The 19,909-nt window shown below is 58.3% G+C and carries 18 protein-coding genes and 3 tRNA genes; 7 read left to right on the top strand and 14 right to left on the bottom strand.

Annotated features, from left to right (window positions below):
- The first annotated feature begins 49 nt into the window (after positions 1-49).
- Positions 50-928 (top strand): hypothetical protein, encoded by an 879-nt coding sequence (locus BM152_RS19025; protein ID WP_139222515.1) that lies wholly within the window; start codon positions 50-52, stop codon positions 926-928.
- Positions 929-1,086: 158 nt separating this feature from the next.
- Here BM152_RS19025 and BM152_RS19310 read toward each other — a convergent pair.
- Positions 1,087-1,170: transfer RNA gene (locus BM152_RS19310), tRNA-Tyr, on the bottom strand.
- A gap of 155 nt (positions 1,171-1,325) precedes the next feature.
- On the opposite strand from BM152_RS19310, the gene rlmB reads away from it, so the two are divergent.
- Together rlmB and BM152_RS14825 are read left to right on the top strand one after the other, a co-directional pair.
- Positions 1,326-2,123 (top strand): 23S rRNA (guanosine(2251)-2'-O)-methyltransferase RlmB, encoded by a 798-nt coding sequence (gene rlmB, locus BM152_RS14830; protein WP_066600875.1) that lies wholly within the window; start codon positions 1,326-1,328, stop codon positions 2,121-2,123.
- Between the two features lie 262 nt (positions 2,124-2,385).
- On the top strand, positions 2,386-2,817 hold the full coding sequence (locus BM152_RS14825; RefSeq protein WP_231730483.1) for a CoA-binding protein: 432 nt from the start codon (positions 2,386-2,388) through the stop codon (positions 2,815-2,817).
- Between the two features lie 49 nt (positions 2,818-2,866).
- On the opposite strand, the gene BM152_RS14820 is transcribed toward BM152_RS14825, so the two are convergent.
- The 4 genes from BM152_RS14820 to hisA all read right to left on the bottom strand — a co-directional run bounded on the left by BM152_RS14820 (position 2,867) and on the right by hisA (position 5,086).
- Positions 2,867-3,178, bottom strand: a complete 312-nt coding sequence (locus BM152_RS14820; protein ID WP_066600874.1) for a phosphoribosyl-ATP diphosphatase — start codon at positions 3,176-3,178, stop codon at positions 2,867-2,869.
- A gap of 10 nt (positions 3,179-3,188) precedes the next feature.
- On the bottom strand, positions 3,189-3,986 hold the full coding sequence (gene hisF, locus BM152_RS14815; protein WP_066600873.1) for an imidazole glycerol phosphate synthase subunit HisF: 798 nt from the start codon (positions 3,984-3,986) through the stop codon (positions 3,189-3,191).
- 96 nt (positions 3,987-4,082) lie between these two features.
- The gene (locus BM152_RS14810; protein ID WP_066600871.1) at positions 4,083-4,367 is read right to left on the bottom strand and encodes a hypothetical protein; all 285 of its coding nucleotides are present in this window, start codon (positions 4,365-4,367) and stop codon (positions 4,083-4,085) included.
- Positions 4,364-5,086 (bottom strand): 1-(5-phosphoribosyl)-5-[(5-phosphoribosylamino)methylideneamino]imidazole-4-carboxamide isomerase, encoded by a 723-nt coding sequence (gene hisA, locus BM152_RS14805; protein ID WP_066600869.1) that lies wholly within the window; start codon positions 5,084-5,086, stop codon positions 4,364-4,366. Before hisA ends, BM152_RS14810 begins: the two co-directional genes overlap by 4 nt.
- A gap of 154 nt (positions 5,087-5,240) precedes the next feature.
- On the opposite strand from hisA, the gene BM152_RS14800 reads away from it, so the two are divergent.
- On the top strand, positions 5,241-5,627 hold the full coding sequence (locus BM152_RS14800; RefSeq protein ID WP_066600867.1) for a DUF2147 domain-containing protein: 387 nt from the start codon (positions 5,241-5,243) through the stop codon (positions 5,625-5,627).
- Between the two features lie 84 nt (positions 5,628-5,711).
- On the opposite strand, the gene hisH is transcribed toward BM152_RS14800, so the two are convergent.
- From hisH to BM152_RS14770, 6 genes are all read right to left on the bottom strand, one after another.
- Positions 5,712-6,350, bottom strand: a complete 639-nt coding sequence (hisH, locus tag BM152_RS14795) for an imidazole glycerol phosphate synthase subunit HisH (RefSeq protein ID WP_066600865.1) — start codon at positions 6,348-6,350, stop codon at positions 5,712-5,714.
- A gap of 30 nt (positions 6,351-6,380) precedes the next feature.
- Positions 6,381-6,968 carry an imidazoleglycerol-phosphate dehydratase HisB gene (hisB, locus tag BM152_RS14790; protein WP_066600863.1) on the bottom strand — a complete coding sequence of 196 codons (588 nt, stop codon included), beginning with the start codon at positions 6,966-6,968 and terminating at the stop codon, positions 6,381-6,383.
- 236 nt (positions 6,969-7,204) lie between these two features.
- Positions 7,205-7,279 (bottom strand) — tRNA-Gly (locus BM152_RS14785).
- A gap of 97 nt (positions 7,280-7,376) precedes the next feature.
- Positions 7,377-7,451, bottom strand: a tRNA-Gly gene (locus BM152_RS14780).
- A 115-nt stretch (positions 7,452-7,566) separates the two neighbouring features.
- Positions 7,567-7,953: an MAPEG family protein gene (locus BM152_RS14775; protein ID WP_066600861.1), complete on the bottom strand. Its 387-nt coding sequence runs from the start codon at positions 7,951-7,953 to the stop codon at positions 7,567-7,569.
- Between the two features lie 168 nt (positions 7,954-8,121).
- Positions 8,122-8,655, bottom strand: coding sequence for a helix-turn-helix domain-containing protein (locus BM152_RS14770; protein ID WP_066600855.1), 534 nt, complete (start codon positions 8,653-8,655; stop codon positions 8,122-8,124).
- A 154-nt stretch (positions 8,656-8,809) separates the two neighbouring features.
- On the opposite strand from BM152_RS14770, the gene BM152_RS14765 reads away from it, so the two are divergent.
- Positions 8,810-9,982, top strand: a complete 1,173-nt coding sequence (locus tag BM152_RS14765) for a benzoate/H(+) symporter BenE family transporter (protein WP_066600930.1) — start codon at positions 8,810-8,812, stop codon at positions 9,980-9,982.
- Positions 9,983-10,068: 86 nt separating this feature from the next.
- Here the strand turns inward: BM152_RS14765 and BM152_RS14760 are convergent, their stop codons facing one another.
- Together BM152_RS14760 and BM152_RS14755 are read right to left on the bottom strand one after the other, a co-directional pair.
- Positions 10,069-13,512 (bottom strand): pyruvate carboxylase, encoded by a 3,444-nt coding sequence (locus BM152_RS14760; protein ID WP_066600853.1) that lies wholly within the window; start codon positions 13,510-13,512, stop codon positions 10,069-10,071.
- 238 nt (positions 13,513-13,750) lie between these two features.
- Entirely contained in the window at positions 13,751-15,286 is a 1,536-nt protein-coding gene (locus tag BM152_RS14755) for an MDR family MFS transporter (RefSeq protein ID WP_066600851.1), read from the bottom strand.
- Between the two features lie 136 nt (positions 15,287-15,422).
- Here BM152_RS14755 and BM152_RS14750 point away from each other — a divergent pair, with 136 nt between their 5' ends.
- Both BM152_RS14750 and BM152_RS14745 read left to right on the top strand, forming a co-directional pair.
- Positions 15,423-16,034 (top strand): MarR family winged helix-turn-helix transcriptional regulator, encoded by a 612-nt coding sequence (locus tag BM152_RS14750; RefSeq protein ID WP_066600848.1) that lies wholly within the window; start codon positions 15,423-15,425, stop codon positions 16,032-16,034.
- A gap of 81 nt (positions 16,035-16,115) precedes the next feature.
- Positions 16,116-18,767 carry an ATP-dependent helicase gene (locus BM152_RS14745; protein ID WP_066600927.1) on the top strand — a complete coding sequence of 884 codons (2,652 nt, stop codon included), beginning with the start codon at positions 16,116-16,118 and terminating at the stop codon, positions 18,765-18,767.
- 563 nt (positions 18,768-19,330) lie between these two features.
- Here the strand turns inward: BM152_RS14745 and BM152_RS14740 are convergent.
- Complete coding sequence (locus tag BM152_RS14740; RefSeq protein WP_066600846.1) at positions 19,331-19,546, bottom strand: DUF1127 domain-containing protein; 216 nt, start codon at positions 19,544-19,546, stop codon at positions 19,331-19,333.
- Positions 19,547-19,909: the final 363 nt, after the last annotated feature.

Genomic DNA, 19,909 nt, shown 5'->3' with positions numbered 1-19,909 from the left:
CATTAGGGATCCGTCTCTCGTTCGAGATCAAGTTTCCCAAATGAGATACTTGAAGCAAACATTTGCTTCTATTTCTGGTCAAAGAGGATCTGGTTGGAAAGCATGGGTGGTTGGTCATCGATCTCAATCACTTCCTGATCTACCTGAAAATTTTGAATTTATTTCTGTTGATTTCGGCCCCGAACCGCTACTTTTTTCAGCCAAAACACGTGCAGAACATCACCATGCAGTTCGCTTGGATAAGGGGCGGCGTGTTTTTGCTGCGTTTCGTGGAATGAAGCGTTCTGATGTGCTAATGGTGGTGGACGATGATGATTTCATAAGTTCGCATCTAGCAGATTTTGTTTCTTCTAATGAAATTCAGTCGGGATACCATATCAAATTTGGCTATATTTGGGATGTGGAAAAGAACGTCATTCTTCCAAGTAATGACTTTCATAGTCTCTGTGGTACCTCTTTGCTAACCTCGGTAGACTATTTGTGCGGGCAAGGGATGGGTATAACTTGTGATAATGAGAGACTTATTACAGAGCTTGGTAGCCATATATCTGTGGTCCAGCGAGCACTTCGTGAAAAGTTGCCGTTTCGCTCGATCCCGTTCCCAGGTGCTGTATATCGCTCCGGGAGTTTAAATTCTGATAGTAAAAATGTAGCAGCTACGAAGCAGGGTGCATCGCAAGCAGCTGCGAAGAGAGTTGGAAAGTTAAAACAGCTTGAGCGTGATTTGAGGCGCGCCAAGCGGAAGTTGGAGGTGTTTACTTCTATTGAAAGCAGTCAGAGAAAAATTCCTTATCAAGAATTTGAAGCTGATTTTTTGGGTGGAATCACAGTCCCCGAATTAAAAATGTTATGTGACTTTAAAAAGCGTTTGCCTCTAAGTTTTCCCAATGGACCGATAGCTGGTTTTCCGCGCAGAAGGCAAGCATGAATTGAGTGGTCGGAGTTGTGGGTGAGCAGGTCACAAATTTGATTCTGTGCAGATCCAAAGTGCGGGACACCTTGGCGATAACCCATTGATAGTTATAGCGCGATATTTCAAGTCTGCGGGACACCGTGTCTTTGAAAACATTATTCTTTTTGTGAAAGTGGTGGGCGACCCTGGAATCGAACCAGGCATGAGTCTCCTCGGCGGAGTTACAGTCCGCTGCCGCACCTTGCAGCCCGTCGCCCACTTTCACGGTCCGACCTCGTAAGTCCGAAGTCGTTTCCGTTTGTGTGCGGGGTGGATACATTTGGGAGGGGAGGGCGTCAACAGGAAAATGACTTGTCCTTGGAGATTGCCTGCGCCAAGAAGGGTCAGCCTTTCAATCCGGGACAGTAAAGCCATGAAAAAACCCAAATGGGTCGTCGAAAAAGAGCAATCCAAGCGCAAAGCCGCGCAAGAGACCGTGTGGCTCTTCGGGTTGCATGCGGTGCGTGACGCGCTGGTGAACCCGGAACGGCAGAAAATTCGCCTTCTGGTGACAAAAAACGCGCAGGCCAAGCTTGCCGAAGAAATTGACGCCGCCGGAATCACCGTCGAAGAGATCGATCCGCGCAAATTCCACGACCCGCGCAACCACGGTGTGCCGGTTGATCCCGGTTCTGTCCATCAGGGCGCGCTGCTGGAAGTCAAAGCGCTGAGTTGGGGCTCTGTCGAGGAGGTCTGTCTGGCCGCAGGCGAGGGGATGCCCACCGTTGTGCTGCTCGATCAGGTGACCGACCCGCATAACGTCGGGGCGATTCTGCGCTCCGCCGAGGTGTTCGGGGCCGAAGCGGTGATCGCCACCGCGCGGCACGCCGCCCCCGAGACGGGGGCGCTGGCCAAGACCGCCTCCGGTGCGCTGGAACGCCAGCCCTATCTGCGGGTGCGCAATCTGGCAGATACGATCACCAAGCTACAGGAACTGGGCTTCACCTGTCTCGGTCTGGATGGCGAGGCGGAGGAGACGATTGACGCCGCCCTTGCGGATCTGTCGGACCGGCCTGTCGCCTTGGTGATGGGGGCCGAAGGGCCGGGGCTGCGGCAAAAGACCAAGGAAACGGTCGATAAGCTGGTCAAAATCCCCTTCGCGCGGGATTTCGGATCGCTCAATGTCTCCAACGCCGCCGCCATCGCACTCTATGCCGCGTCGAAACGGTGAGGCACAGAGTGCAGGTTCACATTCTGTTCACGTTTTCCTGACGCGCCCTTCCATATGGGCGGAAAGCCCCTATCTCTTAGGAAGAGACGCGCAGTCTGGAACACGCGCGTTGCTCTCACTGTCCCTCGTTCCATAACTTTGCCCGGGCCGCGTGCCCGGGCTTTTTTCTATCCCACAGCAAGATTTGGCGGTTGCTGCGCGACGTCACAGGAGAAACAGTGACAGGGCTTTTTTCTTGGGCAAAATGCATTACATTCGAATCATGATGTATATAGACACCCTCACCGATGCCGACATCACCCGTATCCTCAAGGACACGAAAGTGATTGCCCTCGTAGGCGCTTCTGCCAAACCGGAACGCCCCTCGCACAGGGTGGGCAATTTCCTTGCGTCCAAGGGGTATAAGGTGATTCCGGTCAATCCGGGGCAGGCGGGGAAGACGCTGTTTGGCGAGACCTGCGTGGCCTCTTTGTCAGAAATCACCGAACCTGTCGATATGGTCGATATCTTCCGCCGTGCAGAAGAGGTGGGCGCCGTGGTAGACGAGGCGCTGCACGCGCTGACAGGGTTGAAATACGTCTGGATGCAGCTTGATCTCGTCAATGAAAAAGCCGCCGCTCTGGCGCGGGCGCAAGGGGCCGAAGTGGTCATGGACCGTTGTCCGGCGATTGAGATCCCGCGTCTGGGGCTTTGAGAGGATTTTGAGTATTTAAGCCATCAGAAAGCCGCCGGAGGCCGCGCACTCAGCTACGCGAGGCTTTCTCTGCGATGCCGGACAGGCCCTGACGCCGCGCCAGTTCGTTGAGCACATCGTCAAGCGCGACGTCGCGGGCGGCCAGCATGACGAGCATGTGGTAGAGCACATCGGCGGCCTCATAGGTGAGGTTGTCGCGGTCGTTCTTCACGGCGGCGATGATTGCCTCCACGGCCTCTTCCCCGAATTTCTCAGCGCATTTTTCCGGCCCTTTGGACAGAAGCTTTGCCGTCCAAGAGGTTTCCGGATCCGCGCCCTTGCGCGATGCGATGACGGTTTCAAGCTCGTTTAACACAGACATGGCGCGTTCCTTAGGTCAGACGCATGGGGATGCCCTTGGAGGCCATATAGTCCTTGGCTTCCTGAATGGTGTAATCCCCGAAATGGAAAATAGAGGCGGCGAGAACGGCGCTGGCATGGCCTTCGGTGACGCCTTCGACGAGATGGTCAAGCGTGCCGACCCCGCCGGACGCGATGACCGGAATTTTCACGGCATCCGCGATGGTGCGGGTCATGGCGATGTTGAACCCTGCGCGGGTGCCGTCGCGGTCCATAGAGGTCAGGAGAATTTCGCCTGCGCCTTTGCTCTCGATAAGTTTGGCAAATTCCACCGCATCCATCGGATGTCCGTCCTTGTCGAGCGCGGGTTTGCGCCCGCCGTGGGTGTAGATTGCCCATTTGGTCGGGGTGCCGTCCTCGTCCCATGCAATTGTCTTGGCATCAATTGCGCAGACGATGCACTGGCTGCCAAACCGGTCGGCGGCGCGCGCGATCACATCGGGATCGGCCACAGCGGCTGAATTGAAGGACACCTTGTCGGCCCCTGCGAGGAGCAGGTTGCGCACATCCTCTGTGGTCCGCACCCCGCCGCCGATGGTGAGCGGCATGAAACATTGTTCTGCCGTGCGGGTCGCCAGATCATACATGGTGCCACGGTTCTCGTGGGTGGCGTGGATGTCGAGAAAGCAAAGCTCGTCCGCCCCCGCCGCATCATAGGCCCGCGCGCTTTCGACCGGATCACCGGCGTCGATCAGATCCACGAAATTCACGCCTTTGACCACACGGCCATCGGCCACGTCGAGACAGGGGATGATACGGGTTTTGAGCATAGGGCACGCCTTTTCGTCAGTCGCCCAAGTCTTTACTGCGCGCGGGGTGCGGATGCAATGTCAAGCGCTCCCGCGGTGCCCCTCGGTGCTGTGCCGTCAGGGGTGTCGCTTGCGCCAGCGGCCATAAAGAAACATCCCCAGCATGATGGCCGCGAACAATCCTGCCAGTGGAAAGGTGACGATCAGAAACCAGCCCGAGATGAACGCCGAACTGAGTGTGTCGCCCCAGTCATGACCGTTCACCACACAGGGGTAGCTTCCGGCTTCATCCAGACGGCACCCGTGTCTTGCGGCAAACCAGCTTGCCCAGAGGACGGCGGCCAAGGGCGAGAGGCAGATCAGGATGCCCAGCGAGAACGCCGTGTAGAATGCCTTTTTCATGCCTTCAAAACGGCTAGTGCCTCTTTGAGATCAATCGCCCCGTCATAGAGCGCACGGCCCGAAATGGCCCCGTTGAGCGGCGCACCGCAGGCTTTGAGATTGCGCAAATCGTCGAGAGACGACACGCCGCCGGAGGCGATCACGGGGATCGACACGGCCCGCGCCAGCGCGGCGGTTTCCTCGATATTCGGCCCCTGCATCGCGCCGTCGCGGTTGATGTCAGTGTAGATGATGGCCGACACACCCGCATCCTCGAAACTTTTCGCAAGATCGGTGGCGGTCACATTGGTCTCTTCGGCCCAGCCCTTGGTGGCAACCATGCCTTTGCGCGCGTCAATGCCCACAGCCACATGACCGGGGAAGGCGCGGGCGGCTTCGCGCACCAGATCGGGGTTTTCCACCGCGACAGTGCCAAGGATCACGCGTTCCAGCCCTTTGGAAAGCCACATCTCGATGGTCGCCATGTCACGGATGCCGCCGCCCAACTGGGCGGGGACTTTGCATTGTTTGAGAATCTCTTCGACAGGGGCGGCGTTGACCGGCTCGCCCGCGAAAGCGCCGTTCAGATCAACAAGGTGCAGCCACTCACAGCCCGCTTCGACAAACTCCAGCGCCTGCGCGGCGGGGTTTTCGTTGAACACGGTCGCCTGTTCCATCTCGCCTTTGTAGAGGCGCACGGCATTGCCGTCTTTCAAATCGATGGCGGGATAGAGGATCATGGCGCGGGGCTCCTGTCGTAAAACTGTCGCGCCTCCTTTGGCATGATTGCGCCGGAAATGCAAAACCCGCTTTGAGCGCGATGTGCCGCTGCGTTAATCTTGCCTCAATACGCCGATCCCGCTCAGGGTAGAGGCGTATCAGGGAGGATATAGTATGAAACATTTCGCTTTGGCCGCTGTGGCGGCTCTCGGACTGGCCGGCCCCGCTCTGGCCGCTGATCCGGTGGAGGGTGTCTGGAAGACACAAGTGGATGACGGGCACTACGCCCATGTGAAAATCGCCCCGTGCGGTGAACATATCTGTGGTGTTATCGCCAAGGCTTTCGACGCCAGCGGCCCGATTGCTTCTGAGAATATCGGCAAGCCGATTGTCTGGGACATGTCCGCCGCCGGTGGTGGCTCTTATAAAAACGGCAAGATCTGGCAGCCCTCAACGGGCAAGATTTTCAATTCTAAAATGACACTGTCGGGCAATACCCTGAAGGTCAAAGGCTGCGTCGGGCCGATCTGTAAAGGGCAGACGTGGTCACGGGTGCAGTAGACGCACCGTTGATGTGAAGCTGATATGAAGAAGGGGCCTCAAACGGGCCCCTTTTGCTTTCTGATGGTAAAAATACTCGAAATCCTACGGCTTCCAGCCCAGGAAATTCGACACGATCCTGAGACCCGCCCGCTGGCTTTTCTCCGGATGGAACTGGCAGCCGATCATGGTGTCGCGGGCGACGATGGCGGTGACTTCCTCGCCATAATCCACATGCGCAATGCGATGCGCCGGATCGGTGGCCTTGAAATGGTAGGAATGTACGAAATAGGCATGATCGCCCTCAGAAACCCCGTCCAGAACCGGATGGGGGTTCGATATGTGCAAGTTATTCCAGCCCATATGCGGCACTTTCAGCGCCGGATCGGACGGGGTGATCTTCACCACCTCGCCACCGATCCAGTCGAAACCGGCGGTGTCTTCATATTCGAGGCCACGGGTGGCCATCATCTGCATCCCGATACAGATGCCCATGAAAGGGCGTCCGTTGGTGATGACCGCTTCGGAAATCGCCTCGAACAGGCCAGTGTAATCGAAAAGCTGTTTCTTGCAGGCGGGAAATGCCCCGTCGCCGGGCAGGACGATCCGGTCCGCTTTTGCCACCACATCCGGTTCGGAGGTGACCACGATGGTGCCGGCACCGGTCTCGCGCGCCATGCGTTCAAAGGCTTTGTGGGCGGAGTGCAGATTGCCGCTGTTGTAATCGACGAGTGCTGTGAGCATGTCTTATCTCTTCTGGATCATGAGAGGGGCTCAGAGCGCCCCCTTCGTGGACGGCAGGCTGTCGGCCATGCGCGGGTCGATCTCAAGCGCCATCCGCAGCGCACGCGCCACGGATTTGAACGCCGCCTCGGCGATGTGGTGGGAGTTGATACCATGCACCTTGTCCACATGCAGCGTGATGCCGCCGTGGGTGGAAAGTGCCTGAAAAAACTCGCGCACCAGTTCGGTGTCGAATGTGCCGATCTTGGCGGTCGGGAACTCCACGTTCCACACGAGGAAGGGGCGCGCCGACAGATCGAGTGCGGTGGAGATCTGAGTGTCATCCATCGCAAGCGCAAAGTGCCCGTAGCGGTAGATGCCCTTTTTGTCGCCAACCGCTTGGGCCAGAGCCTGACCGAGCGCAATGCCGGTGTCTTCGACCGTGTGGTGGTCGTCAATATGGGTGTCGCCCTTGGCGCGGATGGTCATGTCGATCAGGGAGTGGCGCGACAACTGGTCGAGCATGTGGTCGAAAAATCCCACGCCCGTCTGGTTGTCATAGCTGCCGGTCCCGTCGAGGTTGATGTCGACCGTGATCTGGGTTTCCGCCGTGTTGCGGGTGATGCTTGCCTTGCGCATGGGGCTATCCCTTTTTTCGTCACGCTGCTTATACGCGCGGGTAGGGGGATTTGCCAATGGGCAGACTGTCTATCGTCTGTTTGTGAGGCTGGCGGTGCCGAGCTGTGAGGCTGATCTGGCGCGGTCTCGCTCTGTTGGGCAGGCAAGCGAAGGGGGGGGGCAACCGCCAATCCGCCAGACTTGATCCGCAAGCCTTGGCCGGAAATGTCGACATATTTCGATATCCGGAAGGAAATTGGAGCGGGCGAGGCGATTCGAACGCCCGACCCTAACCTTGGCAAGGTTATGCTCTACCCCTGAGCTACGCCCGCTCGCGTCCAGCCTGTCCGTCGGCTCGGTTACGTGATCGGTGGGTGCCGATCGTGAGGTATATACCCGATCCTCTTTGCCTTGCGGCTGGGAGGAAATTGGAGCGGGCGAGGCGATTCGAACGCCCGACCCTAACCTTGGCAAGGTTATGCTCTACCCCTGAGCTACGCCCGCTTCCTTGGGTGAGGCGTGAAATAGGAAATACCGCCGCGACCTGCAAGAGGAAAATTGGATTTGGCGCATTTTTTTCACACTTTCGTCCGAGAAGGGAGCGAGCACCTCTCTTTCCCTAGCTCAGCGCCAGTCCGATATTGGCCAGAGACAGGAGCAAAAGCAGCACGAATGTAGAGATAATGCCGTATTTGCGGCCCCATTCCTTGCCATCCCCTTGCATTCCATAGGCATGAAGCGCGCGGGAGACCAAAAGTGTCACGCCTGCGAGGTGGACGGTCAGGGCTGCGGCCCCTTGTGATTCGAGTGCTGCAATCAGGATCAGCGTGATCGGCGCATATTCGTTGAAATTGCCATGCGCGCGGATGCGACGGTTGAGAGTCTCGTCGCCGCCGTCTCCGAGGCTTTGTTTGGCGTTGAAACGTTGCTTGATGACGTGAAGCGAGAGGAAAAGATAAAGCAGACCGGCGAGACCGGCATAGAGGGCTGTCAATGTGAGTGTCATGGTATCCATCTTGTTGTTGAGAGGTGGAGGCCCTTGTGTGCGGACAGACCTGAGGAGATGTGTAGTGGAAACACATTCGGAAATCACTATCTGATGGCGCGGGTTTTCGGCGCGTTCGGCGCAGAGGTTTTTGCCTGCGTGATGTGGTGTGCGCCGCGTGTGGGCGGTTCAGCCCAAGCTGCGCGGATAGTACATCGTGTTATGGAACCGCGTCGGTGCGTCGGCCAGATTGCGGTAGCTGTGTGGTTGGTCCGCCTTGAACCGGATCGCCTCGCCCGCAGGGATGCGGGTCCACGGTCCGTCGGTCTGGAGTTCCAGCGTGCCTTCGGTGACGAAAATATCTTCCACCACGCCTGCGTCATGGGGGTGGGAGACATGGGTCTGGCCGGGGTTGAGCGTGATCAGAAAACTCTCGGAGCCGAGCGCGGGATCATAGGGGAACAGCGTGCGAAACCCGATGCTTTCGGGAAAGCTCACCGGAGCAGGGGGCCTGGATGCTGTGCTATCGAGAAACGCGGTGAGCGGCAGGTGAAACCCCTTGGCCAGTTTCCACAGGGTGATGAGCGTCGGCGAGGATTCCCCGCGTTCGATCTGGCCCAGCATGGCCTTGCTCACCCCTGTGCGCTCTGCCGCCTGTGCGAGGCTCAGTCCGGCTTCGGCGCGAATGGTCTTGAGATTGATTTTCGGAGTTTCCGATTCCATCGCTCACCCTGATCGCAAATTGCGCTTGTGCGTTATAGCGTCCGCGCGCTATAGCGGTCGCGGGCGTTATAGCGCACGGATGGCCGCACGCCAAGCCCTCCCCGCGCCGACACTTGTCCGGCACAAAGCAGACAGGGTGCAGACACATGGAGAGATCATGTCAGGACTGAAACTTTCCCACATCGTCTCCGGCGCCATCGCCGTGCTTCTGGCCTATACCAGCAGCGCCGCGATTGTGTTTCAGGCCATCGACACGTTGGGTGCGACACAGGCCGAGGCCAACAGCTGGATGCTGGTGCTGGGGCTGGGCATGGGGCTTTCGACACTCGTTCTGACCCTGCGCTACAAGATGCCGATTCTCACCGCATGGTCCACGCCGGGGGCGGCGCTTTTGGTGATCAGTCTGCAAGGCGTGCCCATGGGCGAAGCCATTGGAGCCTTTGTTTTTTGTGGTCTTTTGCTGACACTGACGGGGCTGTCCGGATGGTTCGAGAAGATCTCCCGTTTCATCCCCGACGCCATCGGCAGTGCGATGCTGGCGGGCATCCTGTTCCGCTTCGGTCTCGGAATTTTCGCCTCGATGGAAGACAGCCTGCCGTTGGTGGCGGTGATGTGTGTGACCTATCTTCTGGGGCGGCGTTTCTTTGCACGGTTTGCCATTCCCTCCGTTCTGCTGGCGGGCATTGTGTTTTGCGCGCTGATGGGGGCGTTTGCGACGGGGGAGAGTTTTGATCTGTCGCTCGCGCAACCGGTGTTTACCATGCCCGTCTTTTCGCTTTCCGCCCTGATCGGCATCGCCCTGCCGCTCTATATCGTCACCATGTCTTCGCAGAACATGCCCGGTGTCGTGACGCTGAAAGCGGCGGGTTATCAGCCGCCAGTGTCCTCCGCGATCACGGTGACGGGGCTTGCGACCCTGCTCCTCGCGCCGTTTGGCGGCTATGCCTTTAACCTTGCTGCGATTACGGCGGCGATCTGTGCGGGGCCGGAAGCGGATGATAACCCCGCAACGCGTTGGAAGGCGGCGATGGTTACAGGGGTGATCTATTGCATCGTGGGGCTTATGGGCGCGGCAGTGATCAGCCTCTTTCTGATTGCACCGAAGGCGCTTGTGGTCACGGTGGCGGGGCTGGCGCTTTTGAACACGGTTGCGGGCAGCCTGAGTGCTGCGCTCAAAGAGGTGGACCAACGCGAAGCGGCTCTTGTGACCTTTATGACAACGGTGTCGGGGATCAGCTTTATGAGCATAGGAGCGCCGGTCTGGGCGCTGCTGTTCGGCGGGCTGACCTCTTTGGTTCTGACGCGCAAGAAGGCCGCAAACGCATAGTTACAGATTTGATTTTGCCTGTAAAAAAGCCCCGCTGACCGGCGGGGCTTTCCTGTTCTGTATGCCTCGATGCAGCGCGGGAGGCGTTATTCGAACTCGATCAGCAAATCCTTCGCGTCGATCTGTGAGCCGGGGGCAACATGGGCGGCTTTCACCGTGCCATCGTGGTCGGCGGTGATGGAGGTTTCCATCTTCATCGCCTCGATGGTCAAAAGCACGTCGCCTTTCTTCACCGCCTGTCCGGCAACCACCGCAACCGTGGCGACAACGCCCGGCATCGGTGCGCCGACATGTTTCGGGTTGCCCAACTCGGCCTTGGCATTGGCCACCACAGAGGAGGCTGCAGAGCGGTCTTTCACGCGCACGGTGCGTGGCTGGCCGTTCAATTCGAAGAACACTTTAACCTCGCCCAGTTCATTGGGATCGGACACTGCCTGACACCGGATTTCCAGCGTCACACCAGAGTCGATGGAGGCGGAGATTTCCTCGCCTTCTTCCATGCCGTAGAAGAAGTTCTTCGTTGGCAGCGTGCGCACCGGCCCGTATTGTTCGTGGCGGGTGACGTAATCGGAGAAGACTTTCGGATACATCAGGTAGCCGTTGAAATCCTCGTCGTCGAAGTCTTCGTCGGGGAATTTCTCGGCCAGTTCGGCACGCAGAGCGGCGAAATCGGCGGGCGGCAGGTGTAGCCCCGGACGTTCGAGATTGGGTTTTTCCTTGCCCAGCACCTTCTTGACGATTTTCTCGGGGAAGCCGCCGGGAGGCTGCCCGAGATTGCCGCGCATCATATCGACGACACTGTCGGGGAAGGCCACGTCATGTTTCGGGTCTTCGACCTCGTCGCGGGTGAGCCCTTGGGATACCATCATCAGGGCCATGTCGCCCACGACCTTGGAGCTTGGCGTCACCTTCACAATGTCACCGAACATCATGTTTACATCGGCATAAGCCTGTGCGACCTCGTGCCAGCGCTCTTCCAGACCCAGTGAGCGGGCCTGTGCCTTGAGGTTGGTGAACTGACCGCCGGGCATTTCGTGGAGATAGACCTCGGAGGCAGGCGCCTGAAGGCTTGCCTCGAAGGCCGCATATTGCCCGCGCACAGCTTCCCAGTAGTTCGACATTTCGCGGATCGCACCGATGTCGAGACCGGTGTTGCGCTCGTGGAAACGCAGGGCTTCGACGATCGAGCCCAAGGTCGGCTGGGAGGTGTTGCCGGAGAGCGCATCCATCGCCGCATCCACCGCATCAACGCCCGCCTCTGCGGCGGCCAGAACCGTCGCAATGGCAGCGCCTGATGTGTCATGGGTGTGGAAGTGGATCGGCAGGCCGACCTCTTCTTTCAACGCCTTAACGAGCATCCCCGCCTGTGTTGGCTTCAACAGACCGGCCATGTCCTTGAGGCCCAGAACATGTGCGCCAGCGGCTTCAAGCTCTTTGGCCATTTTGACATAGTAGTCGAGCGTGTATTTCGGGCGTGTCGGGTCCAGAAGATCGCCGGTGTAACAGATCGTGCCTTCACAGACCTTGCCGGAATCGATGACTGCATCCATAGCCACACGCATGTTCTCGACCCAGTTGAGACTGTCGAACACGCGGAAGACATCGACGCCGGTCTCTGCGGCCTGCCGCACGAATTCCTGCACCACATTGTCGGGGTAGTTGGTGTAGCCCACGCCGTTGGAGGCGCGCAAAAGCATCTGGGTCATGATGTTGGGCATACGTTCGCGAATGTCGCGCAGGCGCTGCCAGGGACATTCCTGCAAGAAACGGTAGGCTACATCAAAGGTCGCGCCACCCCAGCATTCCACGGAGAACAGCCCAGACAGATTGGCCGCATAGGCGGGGGCCGCGTTCACCATATCGATGGAGCGCATTCGCGTCGCCAGAAGCGACTGGTGCCCGTCGCGCATTGTGGTGTCGGTGATCAAAAGCTGCTTTTGCGACCGCATCCAGTCGGCAACGGCCTGCGCCCCTTTTTCCTCCAGAAGCTGACGTGTGCCGGCAGGCGGGGTTTGGGCCGAGGTTCTGGGGGCGACGGGCGTGCGCGCATCGGCGGCTGGCTTGGCCCGTCCGAGGGTCTCGGGATGGCCGTTCACGGTGATGTCCGCGAGATAGGTCAGCAGCTTGGTCGCGCGGTCGCGTCGCGGTTTGAAGTCAAACAGTTCCGGCGTCGTGTCGATGAATTTCGTGGTATATTCATTCGACAGGAACACCGGATGTTTCAACAGGTTCTCGACGAAGGCAATATTGGTAGACACGCCGCGAATCCGGAATTCGCGCAAGGCTCGATCCATCCGCGCAATAGCCGCCTCCGGTGTGCGCGCCCATGCGGTCACTTTGGTCAGCAGACTGTCATAGTAGCGCGTGATCACCGCGCCGGAATAAGCCGTCCCGCCATCAAGACGGATGCCCATGCCCGTGGCCGAGCGGTAGGTGGTGATCCGGCCATAATCGGGGATGAAATTGTTGGTCGGGTCTTCGGTCGTTACACGAGTCTGAAGCGCGTGGCCGTCGAGTTTCACGTCATACTGGCTGGCAACGCCTGTCGCTTCGGTGAGGCTCTTGCCCTCGGCGATCAGGATTTGCGCTCGCACGATGTCGATGCCGGTGACTTCCTCGGTCACGGTGTGTTCGACCTGCACGCGGGGGTTCACTTCGATGAAGTAGAACCTGCCGGTCTCCATATCCATCAGGAATTCGACCGTGCCGGCGCATTCGTAATGCACATGCTCACAGATACGCTTGCCCAAGGCGCACAGTTCTTCGCGCTGGGCGGGGGAGAGGAAGGGAGCAGGGGCGCGTTCGACCACCTTTTGGTTGCGACGCTGCACAGAACAGTCGCGCTCGTAGAGGTGGTAGATATTGCCGTGGCTGTCACCGAGGATCTGCACCTCGACGTGGCGCGCCTTGATGATCATTTTCTCAAGGTAGCCCTCGCCATTGCCAAAAGCGGCCTCGGCTTCGCGGCGGCCTTCCTTGACCTTTTCTTCAAGCTCTTCGACATTTTCAATCGGCCGCATCCCGCGTCCGCCACCGCCCCAAGAGGCCTTGAGCATCAGCGGGAAGCCGATCTTTTCGGCCTCTGCGCGAATCTGGTCGAAATCATCGCCCAGAACTTCGGTTGCGGGAATGACGGGCACGCCCGCCTCGATCGCGACCTTGCGTGCGGAGGCTTTGTCGCCCAACTCGCGCATGGTTTTGGCTTTCGGTCCGATAAAGGTGATGCCCGCCTCAACGCAGGCATCGACGAAATCGGGATTTTCGGAGAGCAGTCCATAGCCGGGGTGGATTGCATCTGCGCCGGAGAGTTTGGCGACGCGGATAATTTCCTCGATAGAGAGATAGGCCGCGACAGGCCCCATTCCTTCGCCGATCTTGTAGGCTTCGTCCGCCTTGAACCGGTGCAAGGACAGTTTGTCTTCTTCGGCATAGATTGCGACGGTGCGTTTCCCCAATTCATTGGCGGCACGCATCACGCGGATGGCGATTTCTCCTCGGTTGGCGATCAGAACTTTCTGAAATTCGGCCATGGCAAGCTTCCCCTCTTGCTATTTTTTAATCAGCGTAGTGATTTCTGCGGTGCAGTAAATCCCCAATTCCTCTGACGTGCTGCACGAGCACAGGCGGGGGACGCGGCGGGGGAAGAGGATTTTTTGCCGCACCTCTGAAAACATAGGGAAATTTGCAGGATTTGCAGTGCAAATCCTATGTGTTAGCAAATCAACCCTGTCGAGGCTTGCGGCTTTGCAAAACCGCAATGCCAGAGAATCAAGCGACTTCATCCCGTGTGGGAGCGCTGCGCGCGCTCAGGGGAAACTCGCGCAGGAACAGTGCCATAATCAGCCCCGAAAATGCCAGCCCCGCCGCGATCCAATAGACAGGATGCAGCGCCTCGGAGACAGTCTGCGCGACGAGGGTTTGGGCCTCAGAAGGCAAGGTGGCGAGGATTTGCGGCCCCAGTTCTGCGGCATTTGCCAAGCCCTCCACCGGTGCGCCGCCCATGAGGCTGGTCATGCGGGTTGCGAATAGTGCGCCAAACAGTGCAACGGCAATCGACCCGCCTACCTGACGAAACATCAGCCCCGCCGCCGTGGCCGTTCCGATCTGGTGGCGGTCTACGCTGTTTTGCACTGCCGTTGTGACGACAGGGAAGATGCAGCCCATACCTGCGCCAAGACCTGCCAGCGACAGCCAAAGCTGCCATGAGGGCATCTCCGGTGACAGACGTGTCAGAGAGAGCAGGGCAAGCGTGGCAAGGCTCAAGCCGATTTTCGGCAGGATGCGATAGCGCCCGGTGCGGCCCATATACTGGCCCGAGATTGTGGAGGTGCACAGGATGCCGAAGGTCATGGGGATGAGTTGTAGCCCCGATTGGGTGGCGCTGGCGCCTTTGGCCATTTGTAAAAAGACCGGAATGAAGGTCAGTGCACCGAACATCAACGCCCCCGAGATGAAGGAGATCATGGAGCAGATGGTGAAGACATTCATCCTGAACAGGGCCATCGGAAGGATCGGCTCGCTGGCCTTGCGTTCAATGGCGATAAAGCCAAGCGTGGCGGTCAGGAATACGGCCATCAGCCCCAACCCGATCGGGCCGGTGAGGACAAATTCCTTGCCGCCCAGAGCGGTCAGAAGAACGATGGAAGACAGGGACAGGGTGAGCGCTGCGGCCCCTGCGTAGTCGATTTTGTGCTGAACCCGTTTGCCCAAGGGTTTGAATCCGAAGATAAAACCCGCAAGCGCCAGCGCACCTACTGGCAGGTTGATGTAGAAAATCCAGTGCCAGGATAGCGTGTCCACAAACCAGCCGCCCAGAAGTGGTCCGGCGACGGAGGATACTCCAAAAACGCCAGCGAAGACGCCTTGGATTTTGCCGCGCTCCTTGGGCGGGATCACATCCCCGATGATGGAAAGCGCCAAGACAAACAGCCCGCCGCCGCCCAAGCCCTGAAGCGCACGTGCGGCGATGAGAAAGCCCATAGAGCCGGACATGCCGCAGAGCACGGAGCCGGTCAGAAACAGCGTGACCGAAAAGATCACCACGTTCCGCCGCCCGAAAAGATCGCCGAATTTGCCGTAGAGCGGCGCGACGATGGTGGAGGCGAGGATGTAAGCGGTGACCACCCATGACAGATGCTCAAGCCCGCCGAGATCCGCCACGATGGTCGGCAGGGCCGTGGAGACGATGGTCTGATCGAGAGAGGCCAGCAGCAACAGAACCGCAACCGAACTGATCACCAGCGCGACGGAGGTTTCTTCTGCAGGATGATCTGTCGACTTGGGGCTGTTCTTTGGTGCGGGCATGAAGACTCCTTTGCCCCGTCAGGGCAGGGCCCGCGGGTTTTTAGCAGATAGCGTCAATTTTAAATATATGTCAATAGCACATAAGTGTGACTGACATGTAATTGACATGGGCATATTTTCGTGCAACTCCCCTTGCATGATCGAAGATGACACACAGCCGAGCCCTTCCCGAAGTGACGCCGACACCAGTGCGGGTGATCCGCGTATTCATGCGGGCGTGCCGGATTTCCTGACGGATCAGGGGTTTTCCGACCCTGCTGTGATGGCGCTTTTGGATCTCGATCTGGCCTTGTTTCGTTGGCGGCGCATGGCAGAAAAGGGCGAGTTTAAGGGCAAAGTGATGCAGGGCATGTCCGAGCCTCTGGAACCCGCGATCTTGCAGGGGCTTCTGTCTATCGCGCAAATTTCTGCCGGTCTGGGGCGTGACAAAGCCGAGTTGCCCACCATCGGCATGGTGGCAGAGGTCATGTCGGTCGATCCTTCCCGCGCATCGCGCATTGTCTCCGAACTGGTGTCGCGCGGCTATGTGGCGCGGCAGGCGGTGCAGGAAGATGCCCGCAAATCCGTTCTGGTCATGACACCGAAATCCAAGGACTTTTTGCGGGAATTTACCCTGTCGAAATGGCGCATTATGGCGCAGGTCTTCGAAGGCTGGAATGGCGAGGATATCTCTGATTTTTCCCGCCTCTTTGCGCGCTATGTGGGTGGCTTGGTCAAAGCTGTTTCACCTTCTGACGAGGCGTCCTGAACCGGTCGGTGCGGCGTTCATTTTGAGAACAATTGCAGAACGTGCTTTTCCTTGGCGTGGCTCTTCTATATCCTGCTCCTCATGAGCAGTTACGATGAAGACGAGGCCTTCGAGGCCGCCGCAGCCCCGACCTCTGGCCAGCACAGGCCCTCCCTCTCGCAACTGGCGATGCAGGGCGCGCGAGCGGCCACGTTCGGCGCACCGGATACCAGCTATCTCGACAGTTTGAATCCCGCCCAACGCGAGGCGGTAGAGACTTTGGACGGGCCGGTTCTGATGCTCGCCGGCGCAGGCACGGGCAAGACCAAAGCCCTCACGGCGCGTATTGCGCATCTGTTGAATACGGGGCGCGCTCAGCCACGCGAAATTCTCGCCGTGACCTTTACCAACAAGGCCGCCCGCGAGATGAAAGAGCGGGTCGCGGCGCTGATGGGGCAGGATATCGAAGGTATGCCGTGGCTTGGCACCTTCCACTCCGTCTGTGTCAAACTCCTGCGCCGTCACGCGGAACTCGTTGATCTGAAATCGAATTTCACCATTCTTGATACGGACGACCAGATCAGGCTGCTCAAACAGTTGATCAATGCCGAAGGCATCGACGAGAAACGCTGGCCCGCGCGTCAGCTTGCCGGTGTGATCGACAGTTGGAAAAACCGTGCTCTCACGCCGGGGCGTATCTCAGGGGGCGAGGGCGAGGAATTCAACGGTCGCGGGGTCAGGCTCTACGCCGCCTATCAGGCCCGTTTGCAAACGCTGAACGCCGTGGATTTCGGCGACCTGTTGCTGCATGTGGTCACGATTTTCCAGAAACATCCCGACCTCTTGGAGCAATATCAGCGCTGGTTCCGCTACATCCTTGTGGACGAGTATCAGGATACCAACGTCGCGCAATATCTCTGGCTCAGGCTCTTGGCGGGCGGGCATAAAAACATCTGCTGCGTGGGCGATGACGACCAGTCGATCTATGGCTGGCGCGGGGCCGAAGTGGGCAATATCCTGCGGTTTGAAAAGGATTTTCCTGGCGCGAAGGTTGTCCGGCTGGAGCGGAATTACCGGTCCACGGAGCATATCCTTAAAGCAGCTAGTGCGATAATTTCTTGCAACAAAGATCGGTTAGGAAAAGATCTTTGGACTGATGAGACAGATGGCGAAAAGGTGCGCCTCATAGGCCATTGGGATGGCGAGGAAGAGGCGCGCTGGGTTGGTGAAGAAATTGAGGCAATGCATAGCGGAGTGTCCGGTTTTGCAAAAAGGAGAAAAAACCCACGCTCCAAAACCCCAGATCAAGAATTTGAGCGACTGACCAAGGGGGGGCGTGTCTCAGAGCATGTGGCGGGTGATATTCATCAGATCAATTTGCAACGAGAGCAGGCGCTTAGTCCCGCCGGTGTAGGCAACTATAAAATCCCTCAAAGTGTTGGTCTCGACGAGATCGCCATTCTCGTGCGCGCTTCGCATCAGATGCGGGCTTTCGAGGACCGGTTCCTGTCTATCGGCCTGCCATATCGCGTGATCGGTGGTCCGCGATTCTATGAGCGGATGGAGATTCGCGATGCGATGGCCTATTTCCGCGTCATATGTCAGCCTGACGATGATCTGGCGTTCGAGCGGATTATCAACACGCCGAAACGTGGCGTGGGGGATAAGGCCCTGCAAGAGATCCAGATCGCGGCGCGTTCGAATGGTGTGAACCTTGTGGAAGGGGCGCGGATTGCGGTGGCGGACGGGCTGCTCAAGGGCAAGGCGAAATCCGGTGTCGCGCAGTTGCTGGCCGATCTGGATCGCTGGACATCGCTCAATGTGCAGCAAATCCGCTATGGCGTCGAAGACGAGGATGCGCTGGTGGAAGACGTGGCCTATGAGCCTGCCGAGATCAGCCATATCGAACTGGCCGAGAAGATTCTCGACGAAAGCGGCTACACGAAAATGTGGCAGAATGACAAATCTCCGGAGGCCCCCGGACGGCTGGAAAACCTCAAGGAACTTGTCAAAGCCTTGGAGCAATTCGAGAATCTCGCGGGCTTTCTGGAACACGTCGCGTTGATCATGGACAATGACAGCGGCAATGACGGCGAGAAGGTCACGATCATGACCCTGCACGGGGCCAAGGGGCTGGAGTTTCCGGTGGTCTTCCTGCCCGGTTGGGAAGAAGGGCTGTTTCCATCGCAACGCTCGATGGATGAAAGCGGCACCAAGGGTTTGGAGGAGGAGCGCCGTCTGGCCTATGTCGGAATCACGCGCGCCGAAGAGCTTTGCACCATTTCCTTTGCTGCGAATCGCCGTGTGTATGGCCAGTGGCAGGCACAGATGGCCTCGCGTTTCATCGACGAACTGCCTGCCGATCACGTCGATGTCATGACACCCAACGGATTGTATGGGGCGCAAGGCAATATGGGCGCGGGGCGTTCTCTGGATGATTATGGGCAGGACAGCAGCCCCAGCCGCTTTCAGGAGCGCGCCGCCAAGGCCGATGTTTACAATTCACCGGGCTGGAAGCGGATGCAGCAGCGCACGAGCCGCGCAGGCACACCGCGATCACCGGTGACGATTGAGGCCAAGGCGACGGTGGCCTTTACCGAGGGCGAGCGTGTGTTCCACAAGAAATTCGGCTATGGCGAGGTGATGGCGATTGAGGGTGAAAACCTGACAGTTGAATTCGATCACTCCGGTACGAAAAAGCTCAAGGCCGGATTCGTGCTCCCTGCGGATCAGGCGGGCGATGTGCCGTTTTAAAGCCTTTTGCGATTCATTTGAAGCTGTGAAGGTGCGCGGCATAAAGGCGTTGCGCTGTGCTACCTGATAAATCTGTGCAGGTTGTTCGAGCGAGGCTTTCGGCGAGGACTATAGAGTTCTGCGCGAAATCGATTCTCTAAAAAACGATGAGACTTCCGGCGCGGTGTGGCTTAGGCCCGCCGCGTCTTTGGTTTGCGCATAAAAAAACACCCGCGCCAGGGAGGAGGAGAGGCGCGGGTGCTCTTGCATCGGACCACGAGGGAGGAGGAAGGGGTCCGTATAAGTAAAGAAATGCGGCGGTGTCAGGGAGGAGGAAGACACCGCCGCCTTCAGTAACGATCCCTCAGGGAGGAGGAGAGAGAGACCGCATGTCTGGGGCCGGAGCCCCGTATAGGTGCGACGATGCAGGGAGGAGGAAGCATCGTCGCTCTGGTCTTCAAGGCCCAGGGAGGAGGAGGGGGCCTCGAATTCCGGTATCTGTTGCGGCAGCACCAGGGAGGAGGAGAGGTGCCGCCGCAGGTATCAGGGCCTCAGGGAGGAGGAGGAGGCCATGATGAGTATTCTTAGTTGCCGTAAGCGGCCTCGTAGGCCACGGCTTTGATGGACGCCCGGGACAGACCCAGATCGGACAGGTCACGATCGTCCAAACCGGACAGTTCCAGCAACGTCTCGCGATATACGCGGTAACGTGCAACGCGTTCGGCCAGAGCCTTGAACAGGCCGCCAAAAGGCGCAAAAGATGCCGTTGCGGCGTTGCGGATGTCGTTTGTGTAAGCCATGTGACTTTCTAAACCTTAATATGCGTTCGGACCTGTGCCCGTGTGTGCGCCGCGTCTTGTTCCCTTCGGGCTTCTGCCGGTCTTCGATCAAACTCTTGTCTTTCGAAGCAAACCGCTTTGCTGCGGTCGAAGGTGCAAGCCTTGGCTGCGTTGTTGATCTCAATATTGTGGATTTGCTGCAATTGCACAATCCACCTAGTCGTCATTGCCGCTATGCAGAACATGCATAAGTCGTGCTGACCTATTTTGCATGACTCGTTGCGCCGCTCGGAGCTGTTGTGTCTGTGAAGGCAATGAGGAGTGGAAAAAGGTCAATAAACCCCCTATTTCGAAGGGAAAGCCAAAGAAATCGGAAGGGGGCCA

This window comes from Celeribacter halophilus, from assembly GCF_900114135.1.
Lineage (GTDB): Bacteria > Pseudomonadota > Alphaproteobacteria > Rhodobacterales > Rhodobacteraceae > Celeribacter > Celeribacter halophilus.
The sequence above is the reverse complement of the archived record's forward strand: the minus strand, read 5'-3'. Positions and strand labels throughout refer to the sequence as shown.

Coding starts and splice junctions, on each gene's coding strand:
- rlmB (WP_066600875.1), top strand. CDS start 1,326: ATGAAAAAACCCAAATGGGTCGTCGAAAAAGAGCAATCCAAGCGCAAA.
- BM152_RS14825 (WP_231730483.1), top strand. CDS start 2,386: ATGATGTATATAGACACCCTCACCGATGCCGACATCACCCGTATCCTC.
- BM152_RS14820 (WP_066600874.1), bottom strand. CDS start 3,178: ATGTCTGTGTTAAACGAGCTTGAAACCGTCATCGCATCGCGCAAGGGC.
- hisF (WP_066600873.1), bottom strand. CDS start 3,986: ATGCTCAAAACCCGTATCATCCCCTGTCTCGACGTGGCCGATGGCCGT.
- BM152_RS14810 (WP_066600871.1), bottom strand. CDS start 4,367: ATGAAAAAGGCATTCTACACGGCGTTCTCGCTGGGCATCCTGATCTGC.
- hisA (WP_066600869.1), bottom strand. CDS start 5,086: ATGATCCTCTATCCCGCCATCGATTTGAAAGACGGCAATGCCGTGCGC.
- BM152_RS14800 (WP_066600867.1), top strand. CDS start 5,241: ATGAAACATTTCGCTTTGGCCGCTGTGGCGGCTCTCGGACTGGCCGGC.
- hisH (WP_066600865.1), bottom strand. CDS start 6,350: ATGCTCACAGCACTCGTCGATTACAACAGCGGCAATCTGCACTCCGCC.
- hisB (WP_066600863.1), bottom strand. CDS start 6,968: ATGCGCAAGGCAAGCATCACCCGCAACACGGCGGAAACCCAGATCACG.
- BM152_RS14775 (WP_066600861.1), bottom strand. CDS start 7,953: ATGACACTCACATTGACAGCCCTCTATGCCGGTCTCGCCGGTCTGCTT.
- BM152_RS14770 (WP_066600855.1), bottom strand. CDS start 8,655: ATGGAATCGGAAACTCCGAAAATCAATCTCAAGACCATTCGCGCCGAA.
- BM152_RS14760 (WP_066600853.1), bottom strand. CDS start 13,512: ATGGCCGAATTTCAGAAAGTTCTGATCGCCAACCGAGGAGAAATCGCC.
- BM152_RS14755 (WP_066600851.1), bottom strand. CDS start 15,286: ATGCCCGCACCAAAGAACAGCCCCAAGTCGACAGATCATCCTGCAGAA.
- BM152_RS14750 (WP_066600848.1), top strand. CDS start 15,423: ATGATCGAAGATGACACACAGCCGAGCCCTTCCCGAAGTGACGCCGAC.
- BM152_RS14745 (WP_066600927.1), top strand. CDS start 16,116: ATGAGCAGTTACGATGAAGACGAGGCCTTCGAGGCCGCCGCAGCCCCG.
- BM152_RS14740 (WP_066600846.1), bottom strand. CDS start 19,546: ATGGCTTACACAAACGACATCCGCAACGCCGCAACGGCATCTTTTGCG.